This window comes from Roseovarius sp. (genome assembly GCF_040223625.1).
Lineage (GTDB): Bacteria > Pseudomonadota > Alphaproteobacteria > Rhodobacterales > Rhodobacteraceae > Roseovarius.
Genome location: NZ_JAVKFX010000026.1, coordinates 62,739 through 80,602, shown reverse-complemented (window position 1 = coordinate 80,602; position 17,864 = coordinate 62,739). Strand labels below are relative to the sequence as shown.

The 17,864-nt window shown below is 67.1% G+C and carries 18 protein-coding genes; 7 read left to right on the top strand and 11 right to left on the bottom strand.

The window, feature by feature from the left end; translation table 11 throughout:
• Window positions 1–25 precede the first annotated feature (25 nt).
• Complete coding sequence (locus RLN94_RS07075; RefSeq protein ID WP_350123495.1) at window positions 26–637, top strand: dimethylsulfonioproprionate lyase family protein; 612 nt, start codon at window positions 26–28, stop codon at window positions 635–637.
• 245 nt (window positions 638–882) lie between these two features.
• Here the strand turns inward: RLN94_RS07075 and RLN94_RS07070 are convergent, their stop codons facing one another.
• A complete protein-coding gene (locus tag RLN94_RS07070) occupies window positions 883–1,275 on the bottom strand; it encodes a hypothetical protein (RefSeq protein ID WP_350123498.1) in 393 nt (130 codons plus the stop codon).
• Window positions 1,251–3,029, bottom strand: coding sequence for a DNA polymerase III subunit gamma/tau (locus RLN94_RS07065; RefSeq protein WP_502949452.1), 1,779 nt, complete (start codon window positions 3,027–3,029; stop codon window positions 1,251–1,253). Before RLN94_RS07065 ends, RLN94_RS07070 begins: the two co-directional genes overlap by 25 nt.
• A 375-nt stretch (window positions 3,030–3,404) precedes the next feature.
• On the opposite strand from RLN94_RS07065, the gene RLN94_RS07060 reads away from it, so the two are divergent.
• The 4 genes from RLN94_RS07060 to RLN94_RS07045 all read left to right on the top strand — a co-directional run bounded on the left by RLN94_RS07060 (window position 3,405) and on the right by RLN94_RS07045 (window position 7,611).
• The gene (locus tag RLN94_RS07060) at window positions 3,405–4,925 is read left to right on the top strand and encodes an ankyrin repeat domain-containing protein (protein WP_350123504.1); all 1,521 of its coding nucleotides are present in this window, start codon (window positions 3,405–3,407) and stop codon (window positions 4,923–4,925) included.
• An 80-nt stretch (window positions 4,926–5,005) separates the two neighbouring features.
• The gene (gene ypfJ, locus RLN94_RS07055) at window positions 5,006–5,842 is read left to right on the top strand and encodes a KPN_02809 family neutral zinc metallopeptidase (protein WP_350123506.1); all 837 of its coding nucleotides are present in this window, start codon (window positions 5,006–5,008) and stop codon (window positions 5,840–5,842) included.
• Window positions 5,843–5,852: 10 nt separating this feature from the next.
• Window positions 5,853–6,335 carry a protein-tyrosine phosphatase family protein gene (locus tag RLN94_RS07050; RefSeq protein WP_350123509.1) on the top strand — a complete coding sequence of 161 codons (483 nt, stop codon included), beginning with the start codon at window positions 5,853–5,855 and terminating at the stop codon, window positions 6,333–6,335.
• Between the two features lie 130 nt (window positions 6,336–6,465).
• Complete coding sequence (locus RLN94_RS07045; RefSeq protein WP_350123512.1) at window positions 6,466–7,611, top strand: iron-containing alcohol dehydrogenase; 1,146 nt, start codon at window positions 6,466–6,468, stop codon at window positions 7,609–7,611.
• 138 nt (window positions 7,612–7,749) lie between these two features.
• On the opposite strand, the gene RLN94_RS07040 is transcribed toward RLN94_RS07045, so the two are convergent.
• From RLN94_RS07040 to RLN94_RS07005, 8 genes are all read right to left on the bottom strand, one after another.
• The gene (locus RLN94_RS07040; protein ID WP_350123515.1) at window positions 7,750–8,508 is read right to left on the bottom strand and encodes a Phenylacetic acid catabolic protein; all 759 of its coding nucleotides are present in this window, start codon (window positions 8,506–8,508) and stop codon (window positions 7,750–7,752) included.
• Window positions 8,509–8,521: 13 nt separating this feature from the next.
• On the bottom strand, window positions 8,522–9,598 hold the full coding sequence (locus RLN94_RS07035; protein ID WP_350123518.1) for a 2Fe-2S iron-sulfur cluster-binding protein: 1,077 nt from the start codon (window positions 9,596–9,598) through the stop codon (window positions 8,522–8,524).
• An 8-nt stretch (window positions 9,599–9,606) separates the two neighbouring features.
• The gene (gene paaD, locus RLN94_RS07030) at window positions 9,607–10,068 is read right to left on the bottom strand and encodes a 1,2-phenylacetyl-CoA epoxidase subunit PaaD (RefSeq protein ID WP_502949443.1); all 462 of its coding nucleotides are present in this window, start codon (window positions 10,066–10,068) and stop codon (window positions 9,607–9,609) included.
• 5 nt (window positions 10,069–10,073) lie between these two features.
• A complete protein-coding gene (gene paaC, locus RLN94_RS07025) occupies window positions 10,074–10,841 on the bottom strand; it encodes a 1,2-phenylacetyl-CoA epoxidase subunit PaaC (protein WP_350123525.1) in 768 nt (255 codons plus the stop codon).
• Window positions 10,841–11,179 (bottom strand): 1,2-phenylacetyl-CoA epoxidase subunit PaaB, encoded by a 339-nt coding sequence (gene paaB / locus RLN94_RS07020; protein WP_235607866.1) that lies wholly within the window; start codon window positions 11,177–11,179, stop codon window positions 10,841–10,843. Before paaB ends, paaC begins: the two co-directional genes overlap by 1 nt.
• Before the next feature lie 12 nt (window positions 11,180–11,191).
• Complete coding sequence (gene paaA / locus RLN94_RS07015; RefSeq protein WP_350123530.1) at window positions 11,192–12,184, bottom strand: 1,2-phenylacetyl-CoA epoxidase subunit PaaA; 993 nt, start codon at window positions 12,182–12,184, stop codon at window positions 11,192–11,194.
• A 137-nt stretch (window positions 12,185–12,321) separates the two neighbouring features.
• Complete coding sequence (locus RLN94_RS07010; protein ID WP_350123533.1) at window positions 12,322–13,467, bottom strand: acyl-CoA dehydrogenase family protein; 1,146 nt, start codon at window positions 13,465–13,467, stop codon at window positions 12,322–12,324.
• Between the two features lie 80 nt (window positions 13,468–13,547).
• Window positions 13,548–14,882 carry a sensor histidine kinase gene (locus RLN94_RS07005; RefSeq protein WP_350168727.1) on the bottom strand — a complete coding sequence of 445 codons (1,335 nt, stop codon included), beginning with the start codon at window positions 14,880–14,882 and terminating at the stop codon, window positions 13,548–13,550.
• 317 nt (window positions 14,883–15,199) lie between these two features.
• On the opposite strand from RLN94_RS07005, the gene RLN94_RS07000 reads away from it, so the two are divergent.
• Complete coding sequence (locus RLN94_RS07000; protein WP_350159166.1) at window positions 15,200–15,883, top strand: acyl-homoserine-lactone synthase; 684 nt, start codon at window positions 15,200–15,202, stop codon at window positions 15,881–15,883.
• A gap of 126 nt (window positions 15,884–16,009) precedes the next feature.
• On the top strand, window positions 16,010–16,795 hold the full coding sequence (locus RLN94_RS06995) for an alpha/beta fold hydrolase (protein WP_350130033.1): 786 nt from the start codon (window positions 16,010–16,012) through the stop codon (window positions 16,793–16,795).
• Between the two features lie 10 nt (window positions 16,796–16,805).
• Here the strand turns inward: RLN94_RS06995 and nrdF are convergent, their stop codons facing one another.
• Window positions 16,806–17,786, bottom strand: a complete 981-nt coding sequence (nrdF, locus tag RLN94_RS06990; RefSeq protein ID WP_350130031.1) for a class 1b ribonucleoside-diphosphate reductase subunit beta — start codon at window positions 17,784–17,786, stop codon at window positions 16,806–16,808.
• Window positions 17,787–17,864: the final 78 nt, after the last annotated feature.

Below are 17,864 nucleotides of genomic sequence, written 5' to 3'. Positions count from 1 at the left end.
ACAACCTGCCCTTTGGAAGAGCGCCATGGCGGACCGGCCGGACGAATTGCAGACCTTCCTGGATGCCAGTCTCGATGCCTTCGAGGCGCATGCGGACCATCCGCGGGCGCAGGCCTCGCTGGCGAAGATCCGGGCGGCGCTGGCCAAGCCCGGGGAGATGGCGGAGAAGGCAGCCGGGCGGTTGCCGGTCTGTGCCCTGCTCGACGAGGTGGCGGTGCCCGAGCGGTTCGAGGCGCCGGATTTGCGCCGCGTTATCAAGGCGTTCGGGGATCTGGAGCCGCGGCTCGAATGGCGGACGAGAGGCGGGGACATGTCCACCGCGAGCGAGAATATCAACGAGGGGCACGCCAACGCGATGATCGTCGGACCGGGCGGGATCGAGCGTCGGTCGGACGTGTGGCTCGGCGTGTCGCTGCTGGCGCCGGAGGTGCGCTATCCGGATCACAACCACCCGCCGGAGGAGACCTACCTGGTGTTCAGCGAGGGCGAATTCCGGCATGGCGACAGCGGCTGGTTCGCGCCGGGGGTTGGAGGTTGGTTGTACAACGAGCCGGGGATTTCCCACGCGATGCGGACGGGCGATGCGCCGATGTTCGCGATGTGGGCACTGTGGAGCGAGGACCGTACGGAGGCGTAGGGTAAGGCCGGGTTTTCAGCGTCGGTATGACGTCGGTATTTTGTCGGTATTGCGTCGGTGTCTGGACGAGGCCCCGGGTCGGGGTTTCTCGTGGGGGGGCGCGGTAAGGGGCGATATCTTGAAAAGATATCGGGGCGAAGTCTTTTAAAGACTTCGTGGCGTGGAGGGGTGGTGGGTTTCACCCACCCTACGGGGAACCGGGGTCTAGGGTTGCGCGAGGTCCCGGCTCGGGGGCCGGACGGGTGTCAGGCGCCGTCTTCTTTCCGGGCAGGGACGCCGATGTAGAGGATCATGGCGACGCAGAGGGCGGCGGCGGTGGCGATGAAGATCACGGGAGAGCCGATGCAGCCCTGGGCCATGGCCTCGGTGCGGCCGCCGTCGAGGAACGCGTAGACGGAGACCAGCGCGCTCCAGCCGACGCAGGCGGCGAGGGTGCCCCATTGGCTTTTGGTGCGGACGGCCAGAAGGCTGCCCGCCAGCAGGATCAGGGCGGCGGGGGAGGTGAAGAGCAGCAGCGCCTCGGACCATGCCGAGACGGGCGTGCCGTCCCATCCCGGGCGCAGCTCCTCGCAGACCTGGGCCCATGCGGGCGCGGGCAGGAGGAGGGCGGCGGTCAGTCCTCCTCGAACGGATCCCATTCTTCGTCCACTTCGGGCAGGGCTTCGGCCTGGGCCTCGGCCTGCTGTTCCTCGGGGGTGCGGATGCCGGTGATCTTCGCGCCGGGAAAGGCGGAGAAGACGGCCTGCACCATCGGGTGGGTCTTCGCCTCGTCCTCGAGCGCGAGGCGGGCGGCGTCGCGGGTGGCGGCGATGGTGGGTTTGCCGCCCTCGCTGACCACCGAGACGCCCCAGCGGTTGCCTGTCCAGCGTTGCAGGGCGGCGCCGAGGCGGGCGGCGAGGTCGGCGGGGGCGTCGTCGGTGGGGCAGAATTCGATCCGGCCGGGGCGGTAGGCGGCGAGCTGGACGCAGGTTTCCACCTCGACCAAGAGCTTGACGTCGCGATGGGCGCGGATCAGCTCGACCACGTGCTCGAAGGTGGGGTAATGCGCCAGCGCCGTGTCGGATTGTGCGGCGAGCGCGGTGGTCTGGCCGGAGGGGCCGGAGGCGCCGGGCTGGGCGGAGACGCCGGGGGTGTAGGCGGAGGTTGCGCCGGTAGGGGCCGGGGCGTGGCCGCCGCCGCCGGGGCCGCCGGGAGCCGGGCCGCCGGCGGGGGGCTGGGGCGGCGGGCCGTCCTGCAGGCGGCGCACGAGATCCTCGGGCGTGGGGAGTTCGGCGACATGGGTCATCCGGATCACGGCCATCTCGGCGGCCATCATCGAATTGGGCGCTTGTGCGACTTCTTCCAGCGATTTCAGCAGCATCTGCCACATGCGGGTGAGGACGCGCATCGGCAGGGCCTCGGCCATCGCCCGGCCGCGGTCGCGTTCGTCGGGGCCGATGGTGGGGTCTTCGGCGGCCTCGGGGGTGATCTTGACGACGCTGACCCAGTGGGCGATCTCGGCGAGGTCGCGGAGGACCGCCATCGGGTCGGCGCCCTCGGCATACTGGCCGGAGAGCTCTCCGAGCGCGCCGGCGGCATCGCCTTTCATGATCAGGTCGAAGAGGTCGAGCACGCGGCCCCGGTCGGCCAGCCCCAGCATGGCGCGGACCTGTTCGGCGGTGGTTTCGCCCGCGCCGTGGGAGATGGCCTGATCGAGGAGCGAAGTGGCGTCGCGCGCCGAGCCCTCGGCGGCGCGGGTGATCAGCGCGAGGGCATCGTCGGCGATCTGGGCCTTTTCGGCATCGGCGATGCGGCGGAGCATGGCGATCATCTGCTCGGGGTCGATGCGGCGCAGATCGAAGCGCTGGCAGCGGGAGAGCACGGTGACCGGCACCTTGCGGATCTCGGTGGTGGCGAAGATGAACTTCACGTGGGCGGGGGGTTCCTCGAGCGTCTTGAGCAGCGCGTTGAAGGCGCTGGTCGAGAGCATGTGAACCTCATCGATGATATAGATCTTGTAGCGGGCCGAGGCGGCGCGGTAAGCGACGCTGTCGATGATCTCGCGGATGTCGCCGACGCCGGTGCGGGAGGCCGCGTCCATTTCCAGCACGTCGACATGGCGGCCTTCCATGATCGCCTTGCAGTGTTCGCATTGGCCGCAGGGATCGGTCGTGGGGCCGCCCTGGCCATCGGGGCCGATGCAGTTCATGCCCTTGGCGATGATCCGGGCGGTGGTGGTTTTGCCGGTGCCGCGGATGCCGGTCATGATGAAGGCCTGGGCGATGCGGTCGGCCTTGAAGGCGTTCTTGAGGGTGCGGACCATGGCATCCTGACCGACGAGATCGGCGAAGGTCTCGGGCCGGTACTTGCGGGCCAGAACCTGGTAGGCGGCTTGGGAGTCGGCGTCGGTCATGGGGGTCCTGTTCTGGGCTTCGAGGGGCAAGGTAAGGGGAGTTGCGCCCGGCGCCCACAGGGGGATTGTGGTGGGGCGTCCGGCCTTGCCGGGGCCCCCGCCCGCCCACCCCGCCCCGGAAAGGCAGGACGGGGATGAATGGCGGGTGGTGGTATTTGGGGCGGGCGTGGGGATTTGAGTATTTTTGGAAAAGTGAAAGTTGGGGGATGCGCCGGGTGGCTGGCGGTGTAAGATGAGGGCACGGCCTTTTGCAGGGGGCCGCCTGATCCGCGGAAAGCGTGCGCACCTGCCTTCGACGGACGACCAGTACATATTTCGGTTTTCTCTTGCCCGGATTGGCGGATCGCGGGCCCCTGATCGAGAGGAACCCGGATCATGGATGATCTTTCCCTTAACGGGCTGCGATTCGCGGCCAAACGTCTGCAGCGCGCCCATGCGGCGGGCGAGGCCTGGGCCGTGGAGCGGCTGAAACAGTACGGGCCGGGCAAGCCGGCCGACGCGCTGGTGCGCGCCGATTTCCTGCACGCGGTGGCGCGGGAGGCGGGGTTCGAGAGCTGGCCCCGGCTGAAGGCGGCCGCCGAGGCGATGGGGATGGACCGGGCGGCGGCGTTGCAGCAGTTGAAGGTGGCGCTGTTTCGCGGGCAGGTGGCGCGGGTGGAGGCGTTGCTGGCGCGGTTTCCGGACCTGGCGGACGGGCAGTTCGGGCTGGAATGCGCGCTGTATCGGCGGGAGGCCGTCGAGGCGGCGCTGGCGAGGGAGCCGGGGCTGACGGTGGCCAGGCTGGGTCCGCGGACGCCGATGTTGCACCTGGCGTTCTCGCGGTGGATCCATGCGCGCCCCGAACTTGAGGCGGACATGCTGGCGGTGGCGGAGGCGTTGCTGGCACACGGCGCGGACGTGAATGACGGGTTTGCCGAGGCGCCGGGCGGGCCGAGCCTGTCGGCGCTTTATGGCGCGGTGGGGCATGCGGACAACATGGTGCTGGCGGAGTGGCTGCTGGCGCGGGGGGCGGACCCGGATGATGGCGAGTCGCTGTATCATGCGACGGAGCTGGGGCATCACCGGGCGCTGAGGATGCTGCTGGCGGCGGGGGCCGATCCGAAGGGGACGAACGCGCTGTTCCGTGCGATGGATTTCCACGATCACGCGGCGGTGGAAATGCTGCTGGCGCATGGGGCGAAGGCGGACGAGGGCGAGGCCGGGGGCGCGCTTTCGGCGCTGCACCATGCCGCGCGGCGGATGAGCGATGCGCGGATGGTGGACCTTCTGCTGGAGGCCGGGGCGGACACGGCGCGGCGCTGGCAGGGGGTGAGCGCCTATGCGATGGCGCGGGTTTACGGGAACCGGGCGCTGGTGGAGGCGCTGGAGGCGCGCGGGGTGGACCGGGCGCTGAGCCGGGAGGAGGCGTTGCTGGCGCGTGCGGCGGAGGGGGGCGAGAGCCCGGGGGAGTATATCGACCCCGAGAAGCTGCCCGAGGCGTTCCGGGGGTTGTTGCGGGAGCTTGTGCATTTGACCGACCGGCTGGACCACATGCGGCGGCTGGTGGCGCTGGGCCTGCCCTATGACGCGGCGGACGAGCCGGACCGGATCACGCCGACCCATGCCGCCGGTTGGGAGGGCAAGCCGGAGGTGTTGGCGTGGTTCCTGTCGCTGCGGCCGGACCTGGGGTTCGTCAACGGCCATGGCGGCACGCTGCTGTCGGCCATCCTGCACGGGGCGGAGACCAACCCGGCCAGGGCGGAGCGGGACCATATCGGCTGCGCGCGGCTGGCGCTGGAGCAGGGGGTGGCGCTGCCGAGGGCGCTGATCGCCGCCTGCGGGCGCGAGGACATGGCGGCGTTCCTGCGGGACTGGGCCGGGGCAAGGCCGGGGCAGGTGGTGGACGGGCCGGGATAGGCCCGGACGCTCCGGGCTTTTCCGGGTGCCGCAAAGCTGCTTATAGTGGTCGTCGTGTTCCATTTTCCCGGAGGGAAACCATGCGGCTGAGGGGGATCCGGCGGAGCCGGAATGTCGAGGACCGGCGGCGGTCGGGCCGGGCGGGGGCCGGGATCGGTGGCGTCGGCCTGCTGGTGGTGGTGGCGATCGCCTATTTCGCGGGGGTGGACATCACCCCGCTGCTGGAGGGGCAGGACCCGTTTGCGCAGGGCGAGGCGCCGCGGGAGTTGTCGGCCGAGGAGCAGGAGGCGGGGCAGTTCGCGAGCCAGGTGCTGGCGACGACCGAGGAGGTCTGGACGGAGGTCTTTCCCGAGGCGTTCGGGCAGGAGTACGAGCCGCCGGTGCTGGTGCTGTTTTCGGGCGTGACCCAGAGCCCCTGTGGAGGGGCGTCGGGGGCGACGGGGCCGTTCTACTGCCCGGCGGACCGGAAGGCGTACCTGGATACCGCGTTCTTCGAGACGCTGAGCCGTCAGTTGGGCGCGAAGGGGGATTTCGCCGCCGCCTACGTCATTGCCCACGAGGTGGCGCATCACGTGCAGAACGAGATTGGCATCCTGCCGGAGGTGAGCCGGGCGCGGCAATCGGTCGACAAGGCGCAGGCCAATGCGCTGACGGTGCGGCTGGAATTGCAGGCGGATTGCCTGTCCGGCGTCTGGGCGCGGAACGTCGATGGCCTGCTGGAGCCCGGCGACGTGGAGGAGGCGCTGAACGCCGCGCGGCGGATCGGCGACGATTACCTGCAGGAGCGCGCGGGCCGGGTGCCGCAGCCGCATACCTTCACGCACGGCACGTCGGAGCAGCGGGCGGGGTGGTTCGCGCGGGGCTACGAGAACGGCGATCCGGGGGCTTGCGATACCTTCGGGGCGGACGGGATCTGAGGTGGAGGCGATGTCGGGATTCGTGATCTTCGGGCTTCCGGTGGGGCGCGGCATCCTTGCCATCGCGCCGATGCCGGGGCGCGGGGGGCATTATGCCGAGGATATCGCCCACATGAAGGACTGGAAGCCGGCGCTGGTGATCTCGATGGTGACGGAGGTCGAGATGGTGGCGGCGGGGGCGGGCGACCTCGGGCCGGAGCTGCTCAATTCCGGGGCGCGGTGGCATCATATCCCGTGCCACGATTTCGGCGTGCCGACGGGCGAGGCCGAGGCGCTGTGGGAGGCCGCCAGCGAGCGCGCCTGTGCCGCGCTGAGGGGCGGGGGACGGGTTCTGATCCATTGCATGGGCGGCTGCGGGCGGTCGGGGACCGCCGCGCTCAAGTTGATGGTGGCCTGTGGCGAGAAGCCGGGGCCGGCGCTGGAACGGCTCAGGGCGGTCAGACCTTGTGCGGTTGAGACGGCGGCGCAGTATGACTGGGCCCGCAAGCGGTAGGCCCCCGTTGCATGTGGAAATGGCGGCGATAGAGTGGCGGGCGGCGGCGCCGGTGGCGGTGTCGGGATTTGAGTATTTCTGGAAAGATGAAAGCCGGGGCGGCATGCCCCTGCTGTGAAAGGGGACAGGCATGGGTCTTGTGGGCAACTGGTCATATCCGACGGCGGTGAAATTCGGGGCGGGGCGGATCGCGGAGCTGGGCGAGGCCTGTGCGTTCGCCGGGATGCAGCGGCCGCTTCTGGTGACCGACCGGGGGTTGGCGGGGTTGCCGGTGACGCAAGGGGTGCTGGAGCGGATGGAGGAAGCCGGGCTGGGCCGGGCGATGTTCTTCGAGGTGGATCCGAACCCCAACGAGATGAACCTTGCCGCGGGCTTGGCCGCCTATAACGAGGGCGGGCATGACGGGGTGATCGCGCTGGGCGGCGGCTCGGGGCTGGACCTTGGCAAGCTGGTGGCGTTCATGGCGGGCCAGACGCGGCCGGTGTGGGATTTCGAGGATATCGGCGACTGGTGGACACGGGCCGATGCCGACAGGATCGCGCCGATCGTGGCGGTTCCGACGACCGCCGGGACCGGCTCGGAAGTGGGGCGCGCGGGCGTGCTGACCAATTCCGAGACCCATGTGAAGAAGATCATCTTTCACCCCAAGGTGCTGCCGGCGGTGGTGATCTGCGACCCGGAGCTGACGGTGGGGATGCCGAAGCCGATCACGGCCGGAACGGGGCTTGATGCGTTCGCGCATTGCGTGGAGGCGTTCAGCAGCCCGCATTACCACCCGATGAGCCAGGGCATCGCGCTGGAGGGGATGAAGCTGGTGATCGAGAACCTGCCGCGGGCCTATGACGATGGCGGGGATATCGAGGCGCGGGCGCACATGATGAGCGCCGCCGCGATGGGGGCCGTGGGCTTCCAGAAGGGGCTGGGGGCGATCCATGCGCTGAGCCACCCGGTGGGGGCGCATTTCGGCACCCATCACGGAACGACGAACGCGGTGTGCATGCCGGCGGTGCTGGAGTTCAACGGGCCGGTGATTGCCGAGCGGTTCGACCGGGCGGCGCCGTATCTCGGTATCGAGGGCGGGTTCGACGGGTTTCGGGAGTTCGTGGACGGGTTCAATGACCGTTTGGGGATTCCCAAGGGGTTGGCGGCGCTGGGGGTGACGGAGGAGAGCATTCCGGCGCTGGTGAAGGATGCGGTGACGGACCCGAGCTGTGGCGGGAACCCGGTGGAGCTCAACGAGGAGAACCTGGCGGAGTTGTATCGCGCGGCGATGTGAGGGGATTGATGGGTTTGCACCCACCCTACGGGTTTCGCGAGGCGTGCGAGGTCCCGGCTCGGGGGCCGGGACGGGTTTTCCAGTTGGGCGCGAGGTCCCGGCTCGGGGGCCGGGACGGGGGGGTGCGCGCGGGGCGGTTCAGGGGCTTGTCAGGCCGAGCGTGTCGAGCGTGCGGTCGGTTTCGGTTTCCCATTTGGCGCGGAGTTCGACGTTGGGGGTGTGGCGGAGGCCCATGGCTTTCAGCGTGTCGAATTTCTGCGAGGTGGTGGTGCCGAAGGAGGCGGCGACGCGGGGCCACCAGTAGTCGACCGACGCCTGAAGGGGCGGTTTGCCCTCGGTTTCGAGGAGGTGTTCGACGCCTTCGAGGGCCAGTTCGGCGTGGTGGGTTTCGACCGGCAGGATGGTGCGGAAGGCCTCTGACAGGGGCTGGTAGGAGACGTGGATCATCTCGCCCAGATGGACCACGACGGCGCGGCCCATGAGCAGGTTCATCACCACGGCGTCGGCCCAGCCGTCGATCGGGTAATTCAGCACCGAAAGGCGCATGTCGTGTTCACCGCGCCGGGTGCCGATATCGGCGTCGCGGTCGAGCCGGGCCGTCCAGGGGTGGTGGTTGGCGTAGCGGGCGGTGTCGGCGCCGAATTCGCCCATGATGCGCAGCACCCGGTCGGCGTTGTCGGTCTTTTCCAGCACGATGCGGGCGGCGGCGATGCGTTCCTTGATGCCGGGGCCGGCGTTGATGAGGTCGGCGAAGCCCGCGGCACCGGCGAGGGAGCTGTCGACGAAGCTGGCCATCATCTTGAGCAGTTCGGCGCGGTAGCGCGGGGGCACGTTGGCCGGGCTGGTCAGCTTGCCGCCTTGTGCGAGGTAGTCGGAAAGGGGCATGTCCTCGGCCATCGGGCGGCCTCCTCTACTGGTCGTAGTCGACGGTGACGCGGTCGGTGAGGGCGTAGGACTGGCAGGAAAGCACGTAGCCCTTTTCGACCTCGTAATCTTCCAGCGCGTGGTTGGTGAGCATTTCGACCTCGCCTTCGATCACCCGGCAGCGGCAGGTCGAGCAGACGCCGGCCTTGCAGGCGAAGGGGGCGTCGAGGTCGCTGGCGAGCGCGGCTTCGAGAATACTTTGATCCTTGTCGGCGGTGACGGTGCGGGTGGCGCCGTCGAGGGTGACGGCGACGGTGGTGGTGTCGGCCTTGGTGTCGGTGGATTTGGGCAGGGCGGCGCGCTTGAGGCGGCCGGGCTGGGCGGAGGCGAAGAGCTCGAACTTGATGTTGGCGTCGTCGAGCCCGGCCTTGCGCAGGGCCGAGGCGATGCCGAGCATCATCGGTTCCGGCCCGCAGATGAAGGCGGTGTCGATGGAGGCGGCGTCGATCCAGCCCGAGGCGAAGAGCTGGGCGCATTTTTCTTCAGTCACGAGGCCGGTGAAGAGGTCGATTTCCTGCGCGTCGGTTTCGAGCACGTGGATCACGTTGAAGCGGCCGAGGTGGAGGTTCTTGAGGTCGTCCAGTTCTTCCCGGAACATGATCGTGTTCACGCCCTTGTTGGCGTAGACCAGCGTGAAGGTCGACTGCGGCTCCTGCGCCAGCGTGGTCTTGATGATCGAGAGGACGGGGGTGATGCCCGAGCCGCCGGCGAAGCCGAGGTAGTGTTTGCGGTTGGCGGGGTCGAGCCTCGTGAAGAAGCCGCCCATGGGGGGCATGGCCTGCAGCACCTCGCCCGGTTGCAGGTCTTCGTTGGCCCATGTCGAGAAGGCGCCGCCGTCGACGCGCTTGATGCCCACTTGCAGGACGCCCTCGCCCTTGCCGGCGCAGATCGAGTAGGAGCGGCGGAGTTCCTCGCCGTCGAAGGTGCGGCGGAAGGTGAGGTACTGGCCCTGGGTGAAGTCGAAATGCTCGGCCGCGCCGTTGACGGGTTTCAGCGTGACGACGACCGCGTCGCGGATGGTCTTGCGGATATCGGTGACTTCGAGATCGTGGAACCGGGACATGGCGTTTCTCAGATGCACTTGAAATAGTCGAAGGGTTCGAGGCAGTCGCGGCAGCGCCACTGGGCCTTGCAGGGGGTGGAGCCGAACTGGCTGAGCCGTTCGAGGTTGTCGCTTTGGCAGCGGGGGCAGGCCTTGGGGCCGCCCGCGGGCTGCGGGGGCGCGATGCCGTAGGCTTCGAGCTTGGCGCGGCCTTCCTCGGTCATCCAGTCGGTTGTCCATGCCGGGCTGAGCTGGCGTTTGAGGGTCAGCTTTTCGATGCCGTGGGTGCGCAGGGTGGTCTCGATCTCGAAATTGATGAGCGAGGTGGCGGGGCAGCCAGAATAGGTAGGTGTGACGGTGACGGTGAGGGTGTCGTCGGCCCAGGCGACATCGCGGATGATGCCGAGGTCGGTGAGCGAGATCGCCGGGATCTCCGGGTCGGGGATCTCGTTCAGCCAGTGCCAGACCTGATCGGTGCTTGGCCGTTGCATGGCGGTTACCATGTGTTGCCCGGGTAGGCGCGCTGGAGCCACTGCATCTGGGTCAGGATGTGGCCCAGGTGCTCGGTATGCATCCGGCCGTTGCGGCCGCCGGAATGGGCGAAGCGGTCTTCGGGAAGGGTGAGGGTCGCCTTGGCCATGACGCGCTCGACGAAGGTGTCGTATTCGGTGCGCAGGCTGGCCGGGTCGGGGGCGATGCCGGCGGCGGCCAGGGCGGCGTCGGTGTCGTCGGAGAGGAAGAATTCGCCGACATAGGGGTAGAGGTAGTCGAGGGCGGCCTGCATCCGCTTGTGGCTTTCCTCGGTGCCGTCGCCGAGGCCCACGACCGTGTCGGCGGAGCGTTCGACGTGGTAGGCCACCTCTTTCGATGCCTTCTCGGCGATCTCGGCGATGTGGGGATCGGAGGAGTTGGCCAGCCGCGGCATGAGGATCGACGACCACGCGTCGAAGAAGAATTGCCGCATGAGGGTCTGGCCGAAATCGCCGTTGGGCAGTTCGACCAGCAGGACATTGCGGAAATCCCACGCGTCGCGGAGGAAGGCGAGATCGTCGGCCGACTTGCCCTCGTCCTGCACCTCGGCCGCGTAGCCGAGCCAGAGCTGGGTCTGGCCGATCAGGTCGAGCGCGGTGTTGGCGAGCGCGATATCCTCTTCCAGCGCGGGCGCCGTGCCGCACCATTCCGAGACGCGGTGGCCGAGGATGAGGGTGTTGTCGCCCATCCGCAGCAGGAATTGCAGGAGGGCGTTCTGATCGACCGCCGCCATCACATGTGCCCCACGTCGTCGGGGATGTCGTAGAAGGTCGGGTGGCGGTAGATCTTGCTTTCGGAGGGCTCGAAGAGCGGGCCCTTTTCGCCCGGGGCGGTGGCCGAGATGTGGCGGGATTCGACGACCCAGATCGAGACGCCCTCGTTGCGGCGGGTATAGACATCGCGGGCGTTCTTGATGGCCATCTCGGCGTCGGGCGCGTGGAGCGAACCGACGTGTCGGTGGTTCAGGCCGTGCTGGCCGCGGATGAACACCTCCCACAGGGGCCATTCGTGGCGGGGGGATTTGCCTTTGCCCTCGCTGTCGGGCAGTTCGCCGGGGGTGACGGAACTCATGTGCGTTGTCTCCTATTCCGCCGCGACCTTGCGGGCGGCGGATTTGCGGGCGTGGGCGAGGAGGCCGTCGCGGACCCATTGCCCCTCGTCCCAGGCTTTCTGGCGGGCGGACAGGCGTTCGGCGTTGCAGGGGCCGTTGCCCTTGAGGACGTTGAAGAACTCTTCCCAGTCGGGCTGGGAGAAGTCGTAATGGCCGCGTTCCTCGTTCCACTTGAGGTTTTCGTCGGGGACGGTGAGGCCGAGGAATTCGGCCTGCGGCACGGTCTGGTCGACGAATTTCTGGCGCAGCTCGTCATTGGTGTTCATCTTGATCTTCCACGCCATCGACTGGGCCGAGTGGACGCTTTCGGCGTCGGAGGGCCCGAACATCATCAGCGAGGGGTACCAGAAGCGGTTGAGCGCGTCCTGGGCCATGCGTTTCTGGGCCTCGGAGCCTTGCGCCATCTTCATCATGATGTCGTAGCCCTGCCGCTGGTGGAAGCTTTCCTCCTTGCAGATGCGGATCATGGCGCGGGAATAGGGGCCGTAGGAGGTGCGTTGCAGCGGCACCTGGTTCATGATGGCGGCGCCGTCGACCAGCCAGCCCACCGCGCCCATGTCGGCCCAGGTGAGGGTGGGGTAGTTGAAGATCGAGGAGTATTTCATCTTCCCCGACAGGAGCTGTTCGGTCATGTCGTCGCGGGTGATGCCGAGGGTTTCGGCGGCGGCGTAGAGGTAGAGGCCGTGGCCGGCCTCGTCCTGCACCTTGGCGAGCAGGATCATCTTGCGTTCCAGCGTGGGGGCGCGGGTGATCCAGTTGCCTTCGGGGAGCTGGCCGACGATCTCGGAATGGGCGTGCTGTCCGATCTGGCGGATCAGGGTCTTGCGGTAGCCCTCGGGCATCCAGTCGCGGGGTTCGATCTTGATGTCGGCATCGACGCGGTCCTGGAAGGCGCGTTCCTCGTCCGACATCTCCTCGCGCGGAGTGACGCCCTTGCCGGTGCTCTTGACCATCTGTGCATACATGAGTTCGGTCCTCCCGTTCGTCGCGCTGAATTAACCGACCGTGCGGTCGAGGTAGGGCAATCTGCGATTCGCTTCAAGGTAAATGTTACGATTTGGTCAGTTTCGGCAGAATTCTGTAACAGTTCGGGCCGCGCCGGTCAGAGCCGCTTGGCCACTTCCTCGAGCATCACTTCGGTCGCGCCGCCGCCGATCGCCTGAACGCGGGCGTCGCGGGTCATCCGTTCTATGGTGGCCTCGCGCATGTAGCCGAAGCCGCCGTGGAATTGCAGGCAATCATACATCACTTCGTTGACCAGTTCACCGCACAAGGCCTTGATCATCGAGACCTCGCGCGTGACCTCCTCGCCATTGGCATCACGGGCGGCGGTGGCGTAGACGAATTGCCGTGCGGCGGTGACGCGGGCGGCGAGCATGGCGAGGCGCTGGCGGATGGCCTGCTTGTCCCAGAGGGGCGCGCCGAAGGCGCGGCGGCTTTTGACGTAATCGAGGGTGAGGTCGAGGGCCGCCTGCGCCTCGCCCATGGCCATGGCGCCGAGGACGATGCGTTCGTTCTGGAAGTTCTTCATGATGGCGTAGAAGCCGCGGCCTTCGTCGCCGAGGATGTTCTCGGCAGGGATGCGGCAATTGTCGAATGCGAGTTCCGCCGTGTCGGAGGAGCGCCAACCGTGCTTGTCGAGCGCGCGGGAGACGGTGAAGCCGGGGGTGCCTTTCTCGACGAGGAACATGGTGACCGACTGGCTGGCGGGGCCTTGCGCATCGGTCTTGGCAGCGACGCAGTAGAGGTTGGCGTGGACGCCGTTGGTGATGAACATCTTGGCGCGGTTGAGGATGTAGCTGTCGCCGTCGCGGCGGGCGGTGGTGCGGATGCCCTTCACGTCGGAGCCGGCATCGGGTTCGGTGACGCCGACGGCGGTGATGGTGTCGCCCGAGATGATGCCGGGCATGTGGGCGGCCTTCTGGGCCTCGGAGCCGGCGTTGAAGAGGTGGACGGAGGCCATGTCGGTATGGACCAGCACGGTGATGGCGAAGCCGGCGTAGGTGGAGCGGCCGAGTTCCTCGGCCAGCACGGCGGTGGCGCGGGTGTCCATGGCGGAGCCACCGTATTCCTCGGGGTAGCGGATGCCGAGGAAGCCGAGCGCGCCCATCTCGCGGAGCACGTCGCGGGGGACGGCGCCGTCAACCTCCCACTGGTCGGCGTGGGGCTGGACCTTCTCGGCCACGAAGCGGCGCAGTTGATCGCGCAGCATCTCGTGTTCCTCGGTCAGGAACAGGTGGTGTGTCATGCGTCCTCCCTTGGCCGGCGCAGGGGGAGCGCCGGGTCAGGGTATCTGAGCGCATGGGCCGGTGCGATGCAATGGGCCTGTCAGGCGGATTTGCGCATGTCGGGGATGGGCTGGGGCTTGATCGACTTTTCCTCGGCGAGGGTGACATAGAAGGTCGAGCCGACGCCCTCGACGCTTTCGAAGTCGATCTCGCCGCCATGGGCCTGCATGATGTGGCGCGAGATGTTCATGCCGAGCCCGGTGCCGCCATGGCGGCGGATGTCGGAGGAGTTCACCTGGCTGAACTGTTCGAACACCTTGCCGGTATCGTCCTTGGGGATGCCGATGCCGTAATCCTTCACGGCGAGGCTGATCTTGTCGTCATGGGCGTAGAGGCTGATCTCGACCCGGCCGCCGGCGTCGGAGAACTTGGCTGCGTTGGAGAGCATGTTGACCAGCACCTGCTCGATGCGGTGGCGGTCGGCGTTGACCCAGAATTCGCGCTTGGGCGGCTCCATGTGCAGGGTCACGTCGAAGCGCGCGGCATAGGGGCGGGTGCGGTCGACCGTGGCCGCGGCCACGGCGCCAAGCTCGATCGGTTCGACGTGAAGCTCGAGCTTGCCGGTCTCGGCGCGCTGCAGGTCGAGCAGGTCGTTGACGAGGTTGGCGAGGCTTTCGCTGTTGCTGCTGGCCATGTTGAAGAGGTGCTGCATCTTCGGCGGCACCGCGCCGAGCGCGCCCGAGCCGATCAGTTGCAGCGAGCCCTTGATGGCGGTCAGGGGGGTGCGCAGCTCGTGGCTGACGGTGGCGAGGAATTCCTGCTTGGCGTTGTAGGCGGCCTTGGTCTTTTCGTGCTCGGCCACCAGCGCGTTGATGTAGCGCAGGTTCTTGACGTAGCCGACGAGGAAGCTTCGGCTGCATTCGAGGATGAAGGACAGCACGAAGAGTACGGTGAAGAACTGCAGCCAGAGCGGCGAGCTGAGCGGCGGATCGGTGGCGACGAGGTCGCGGATCGGGATGAAGAGCAGGGCGGCCACGTAGATCGACAGGCGCAGCACCAGCACCGAGAGGATCTGGTGGTTGTTGATCGCCGCGAAGATCGCCGCCGAGAACAGCATGAACAGCGCCCAGAAATGCATCGTGTGCCCCTGCTGGGCGGCGAGCGAGATCGAGAAGGAGGCGATGACCGTGGCGCTGAACAGCGTGCCGATATAGATCATCAGCACGAAATGGCGGGCCTTGGCCCAGTCGCGGTCGCGCCAGCGGAGGATCTGATTGAACACATATCCATCAAACGCCTCGCCAAGCCACACCATGGCGTAGAAAAACAACGCTGTCGACGTATCGTAATAATACCCGGCTAGCAAAATGGCGGCGCTGTAGATTATGATTCGCTGCAGGAACAACTGACGACCGACGACTGCGTAATCCCGCAAGCGCCGTTTCAGGGAAACGATGTCCGTCGGTCCCGCAAAGGAGGATCGAATCGCTTCAAGTCCTGAGATCATGGGTTTCCTAGCCAAATCAGTTGCAACCAAAGCGTTAAAGGGCAATAATGGCACAACTTTGGCTGTAACGACGGTGAGTGTGGTTTCAGGAGGGTAATATCCGGGCTTCACGGCCTAAAGTAGGCAAAAATAAGAAAATCTCGCAGCTCTGAGGCAGTAATAAGGTGGGCTATCAATCTGTAACCAATTTGCAGGGACGTGCGAAGCGCGTTTTCCCTGAGCTGGAGCCGGCTGGCGGCCGGCAAATGGTATGGCACAGCGATGCCGAACCGTCCCCCGTCTCGGAACAGGCGGGGCGGGCCAATTTTGCCAAGCCGCCGACGCTTCGGGCGACGACCCTTTCGGTGAGCAACTTCCATCAGCATGGCGAGTTGTATGCCGAGTTCCTGAAGGCCCGGAAGCGGGTGTTCATCGACGGCAAGGGCTGGGATCTGCCCTCGACCGAGGGGATGGAGTTCGACCAGTACGACACGCCGCTGAGCCGCTGGATCGTGGTGCACGAGTTCGGCGAGGTGCTGGCGGGCATCCGGCTGACGCCGTCGACGGCGAAATGCGGGATCTACAGTTACATGCTGCGGGATGCGCAGCGGGGGCTGTTGAGCGACATTCCCGCGACGGTGCTGCATTACCGCGCCCCGGTGTCGGACAAGATATGGGAGGCCGCGCGGCTTTTCGTGTCGGACGGGCAGCCGGCGAGCCGGCGGTCGCTGTTGCAGAAGACGCTGCTTCTGTCGATGGCGCGGTCGGCCGTGGAGGTGGGCGCGACGCAGGTGATCGGCATCGTGCCGGCGGTGTTCCAGCGCTGGATGGCGCGGATCGGGATGAGCGCCCTGCCGATCGGCCCGCGGATGGAGATCGACGGGGACCGCACGCAGGCCGCGATGATGAACGTGCGGGCGCTGGTCGAGGGGCTGACCAACGACGGGTAGGCCGGTTTGCCTTTTCAGGTTCGTAGTGAAGGGCCCGCCGTCATATGACGGCGGGCCTTTTGACAGGGGGCGGGCCGGGTTGTAAGGCGGCAGGGTCGGCGGGATCGCGAGGGAGGCAGGACGGACATGGATCATCACGGGATAGCGTTCGACCTTCACGGGCCCGAGGACGGGGCGCCGGTGGTGCTGATCCACGGGTTGGGGCTGAGCCGGGCGATCTGGTCGGATTTTCTGTCTTTGCTGGCGGCGGAGCACCGGGTGCTGTCCTATGACCTGCCGGGCCACGGGCAGAGCGGGCCGGCGCTGGAGGAGATGACGCTGGAGCGCTACGCGGTGCAGCTTCGCGGGCTGATGGACCATGCCAGGATCGACAGCGCGACGGTGATCGGGTTCTCGCTGGGCGGGATGATCAACCGGAAGCTGGCGATGACCGCGCCGGAGAGGGTGAAGGCGCTGGCGATCCTGAACTCGCCGCATGAGCGGACGCCGGAGGCGCAGGCGCAGATGGAGGCCTATGCCGGGCAGAGCGCGCAGGGCGGGCCGGGCGCGACGATCGAGGCGGCGCTGGCGCGGTGGTTCACGGAGGGGTTCCGCGAAACGCATGCCGAGGTGGTCGAAGCGGTCCGGGCGCAGGTGCTGTCCTGCGACCCGGAGAGCTATGCCGGGGCGCGGGCGGTGCTGGCAAAGGGGGTGAGGGAGCTGATCGCGCCGGTGCCGCCAATCACCTGCCCGACGCTGATTGCCACGTCGGAACACGACAGCGGCAGCACGCCGGGGATGGCGCGGGCGATGCAGGGCGAGATTGCCGGCTCGGTGCTGGAGATCGTGCCGGAGGTGAAGCACCTCGGCCTGCTGGAGCGGCCGGAGGTGTTCGGGCGGATGCTGATGGATTTCCTGACGCGGCGGGGCTGAGCCCGCCGTTTCAGAAATCCCAGTCTTCGTCCTCGGTGGCGACCGCCTTGCCGATCACGTAGCTGGAGCCGGAGCCGGAGAAGAAGTCGTGGTTCTCGTCCGAGTTCGGCGAGAGGGCGGCCATGATGGCGGGGTTCACCTTGCAGGCCTCGTCGGGGAAAAGCGCCTCGAAGCCCAGGTTTTGCAGGGCCTTGTTGGCGTTGTAATGCAGGAAATTCTTGACGTCTTCGGTGAGGCCGAGCGGGTCGTAGAGCTGTTCGGTGTAGCGGGCTTCGATGTCGTAGAGGTCGAAGAGGAGGGCGAAGGCGAAGTCCTTGATCTCTTGCCGCTCCTGTGTGCCGAGGCGGTCGAGGCCGCGCTGGAACTTGTAGCCGATATAGTAGCCGTGGATCGCCTCGTCGCGGATGATGAGGCGGATGAGGTCGGCGGTGTTGGTGAGCCTCGCGCGGGAGGACCAGTGCATCGGCAGGTAGAAGCCCGAGTAGAACAGGAAGGACTCGAGAAAGACGCTGGCGACCTTCTTGCGCAGGGGCGAGGCGGTGGCGTCGTACTCGTCGAGGATCAGGCGCGACTTGGCCTGAAGGTGTTCGTTCTCGGCCGACCAGCGGAACGCCTCGTCCACCTCGGCCGTCTGGCAAAGGGTTGAAAAGACGGAAGAATAGCTGCGGGCATGAACGGCTTCCATGAAGGATATGTTGCTGAGCACGGCCTCTTCATGGGGGGTGATGGCGTCTTCCATCAGGGTCGGCGCGCCCACGGTGTTCTGGATCGTGTCGAGCAGGGTGAGGCCGGTGAAAACGCGGATGGTGAGCTGGCGTTCGGCGTCGGTGAGTTGCGACCAGCTTTGGATGTCGTTGGAGAGCGGGACCTTTTCGGGCAGCCAGAAATTGACCGTCAGGCGGTTCCAGACGTCGAGGTCGATGTCATCCTCGAGGCGGTTCCAGTTGACGGCGCGGGGCACGGCGCGGGTGGATTTGGCGAGGTCTTTCATGGCGGTCTCCGGGCCTTTGGGGGGCGGATTTTCGACGTCGGTATAACGTCGGTATTTTGTCGGTATTACGTCGGTGCG

Bases quoted from the DNA above. Each gene is read 5' to 3' on its own strand.
- RLN94_RS07075 (WP_350123495.1), top strand. From the start codon at position 26: ATGGCGGACCGGCCGGACGAATTGCAGACCTTCCTGGATGCCAGTCTC.
- RLN94_RS07070 (WP_350123498.1), bottom strand. From the start codon at position 1,275: ATGGGATCCGTTCGAGGAGGACTGACCGCCGCCCTCCTCCTGCCCGCG.
- RLN94_RS07065 (WP_502949452.1), bottom strand. From the start codon at position 3,029: ATGACCGACGCCGACTCCCAAGCCGCCTACCAGGTTCTGGCCCGCAAG.
- RLN94_RS07060 (WP_350123504.1), top strand. From the start codon at position 3,405: ATGGATGATCTTTCCCTTAACGGGCTGCGATTCGCGGCCAAACGTCTG.
- ypfJ (WP_350123506.1), top strand. From the start codon at position 5,006: ATGCGGCTGAGGGGGATCCGGCGGAGCCGGAATGTCGAGGACCGGCGG.
- RLN94_RS07050 (WP_350123509.1), top strand. From the start codon at position 5,853: ATGTCGGGATTCGTGATCTTCGGGCTTCCGGTGGGGCGCGGCATCCTT.
- RLN94_RS07045 (WP_350123512.1), top strand. From the start codon at position 6,466: ATGGGTCTTGTGGGCAACTGGTCATATCCGACGGCGGTGAAATTCGGG.
- RLN94_RS07040 (WP_350123515.1), bottom strand. From the start codon at position 8,508: ATGGCCGAGGACATGCCCCTTTCCGACTACCTCGCACAAGGCGGCAAG.
- RLN94_RS07035 (WP_350123518.1), bottom strand. From the start codon at position 9,598: ATGTCCCGGTTCCACGATCTCGAAGTCACCGATATCCGCAAGACCATC.
- paaD (WP_502949443.1), bottom strand. From the start codon at position 10,068: ATGCAACGGCCAAGCACCGATCAGGTCTGGCACTGGCTGAACGAGATC.
- paaC (WP_350123525.1), bottom strand. From the start codon at position 10,841: ATGGCGGCGGTCGATCAGAACGCCCTCCTGCAATTCCTGCTGCGGATG.
- paaB (WP_235607866.1), bottom strand. From the start codon at position 11,179: ATGAGTTCCGTCACCCCCGGCGAACTGCCCGACAGCGAGGGCAAAGGC.
- paaA (WP_350123530.1), bottom strand. From the start codon at position 12,184: ATGTATGCACAGATGGTCAAGAGCACCGGCAAGGGCGTCACTCCGCGC.
- RLN94_RS07010 (WP_350123533.1), bottom strand. From the start codon at position 13,467: ATGACACACCACCTGTTCCTGACCGAGGAACACGAGATGCTGCGCGAT.
- RLN94_RS07000 (WP_350159166.1), top strand. From the start codon at position 15,200: ATGGTATGGCACAGCGATGCCGAACCGTCCCCCGTCTCGGAACAGGCG.
- RLN94_RS06995 (WP_350130033.1), top strand. From the start codon at position 16,010: ATGGATCATCACGGGATAGCGTTCGACCTTCACGGGCCCGAGGACGGG.
- nrdF (WP_350130031.1), bottom strand. From the start codon at position 17,786: ATGAAAGACCTCGCCAAATCCACCCGCGCCGTGCCCCGCGCCGTCAAC.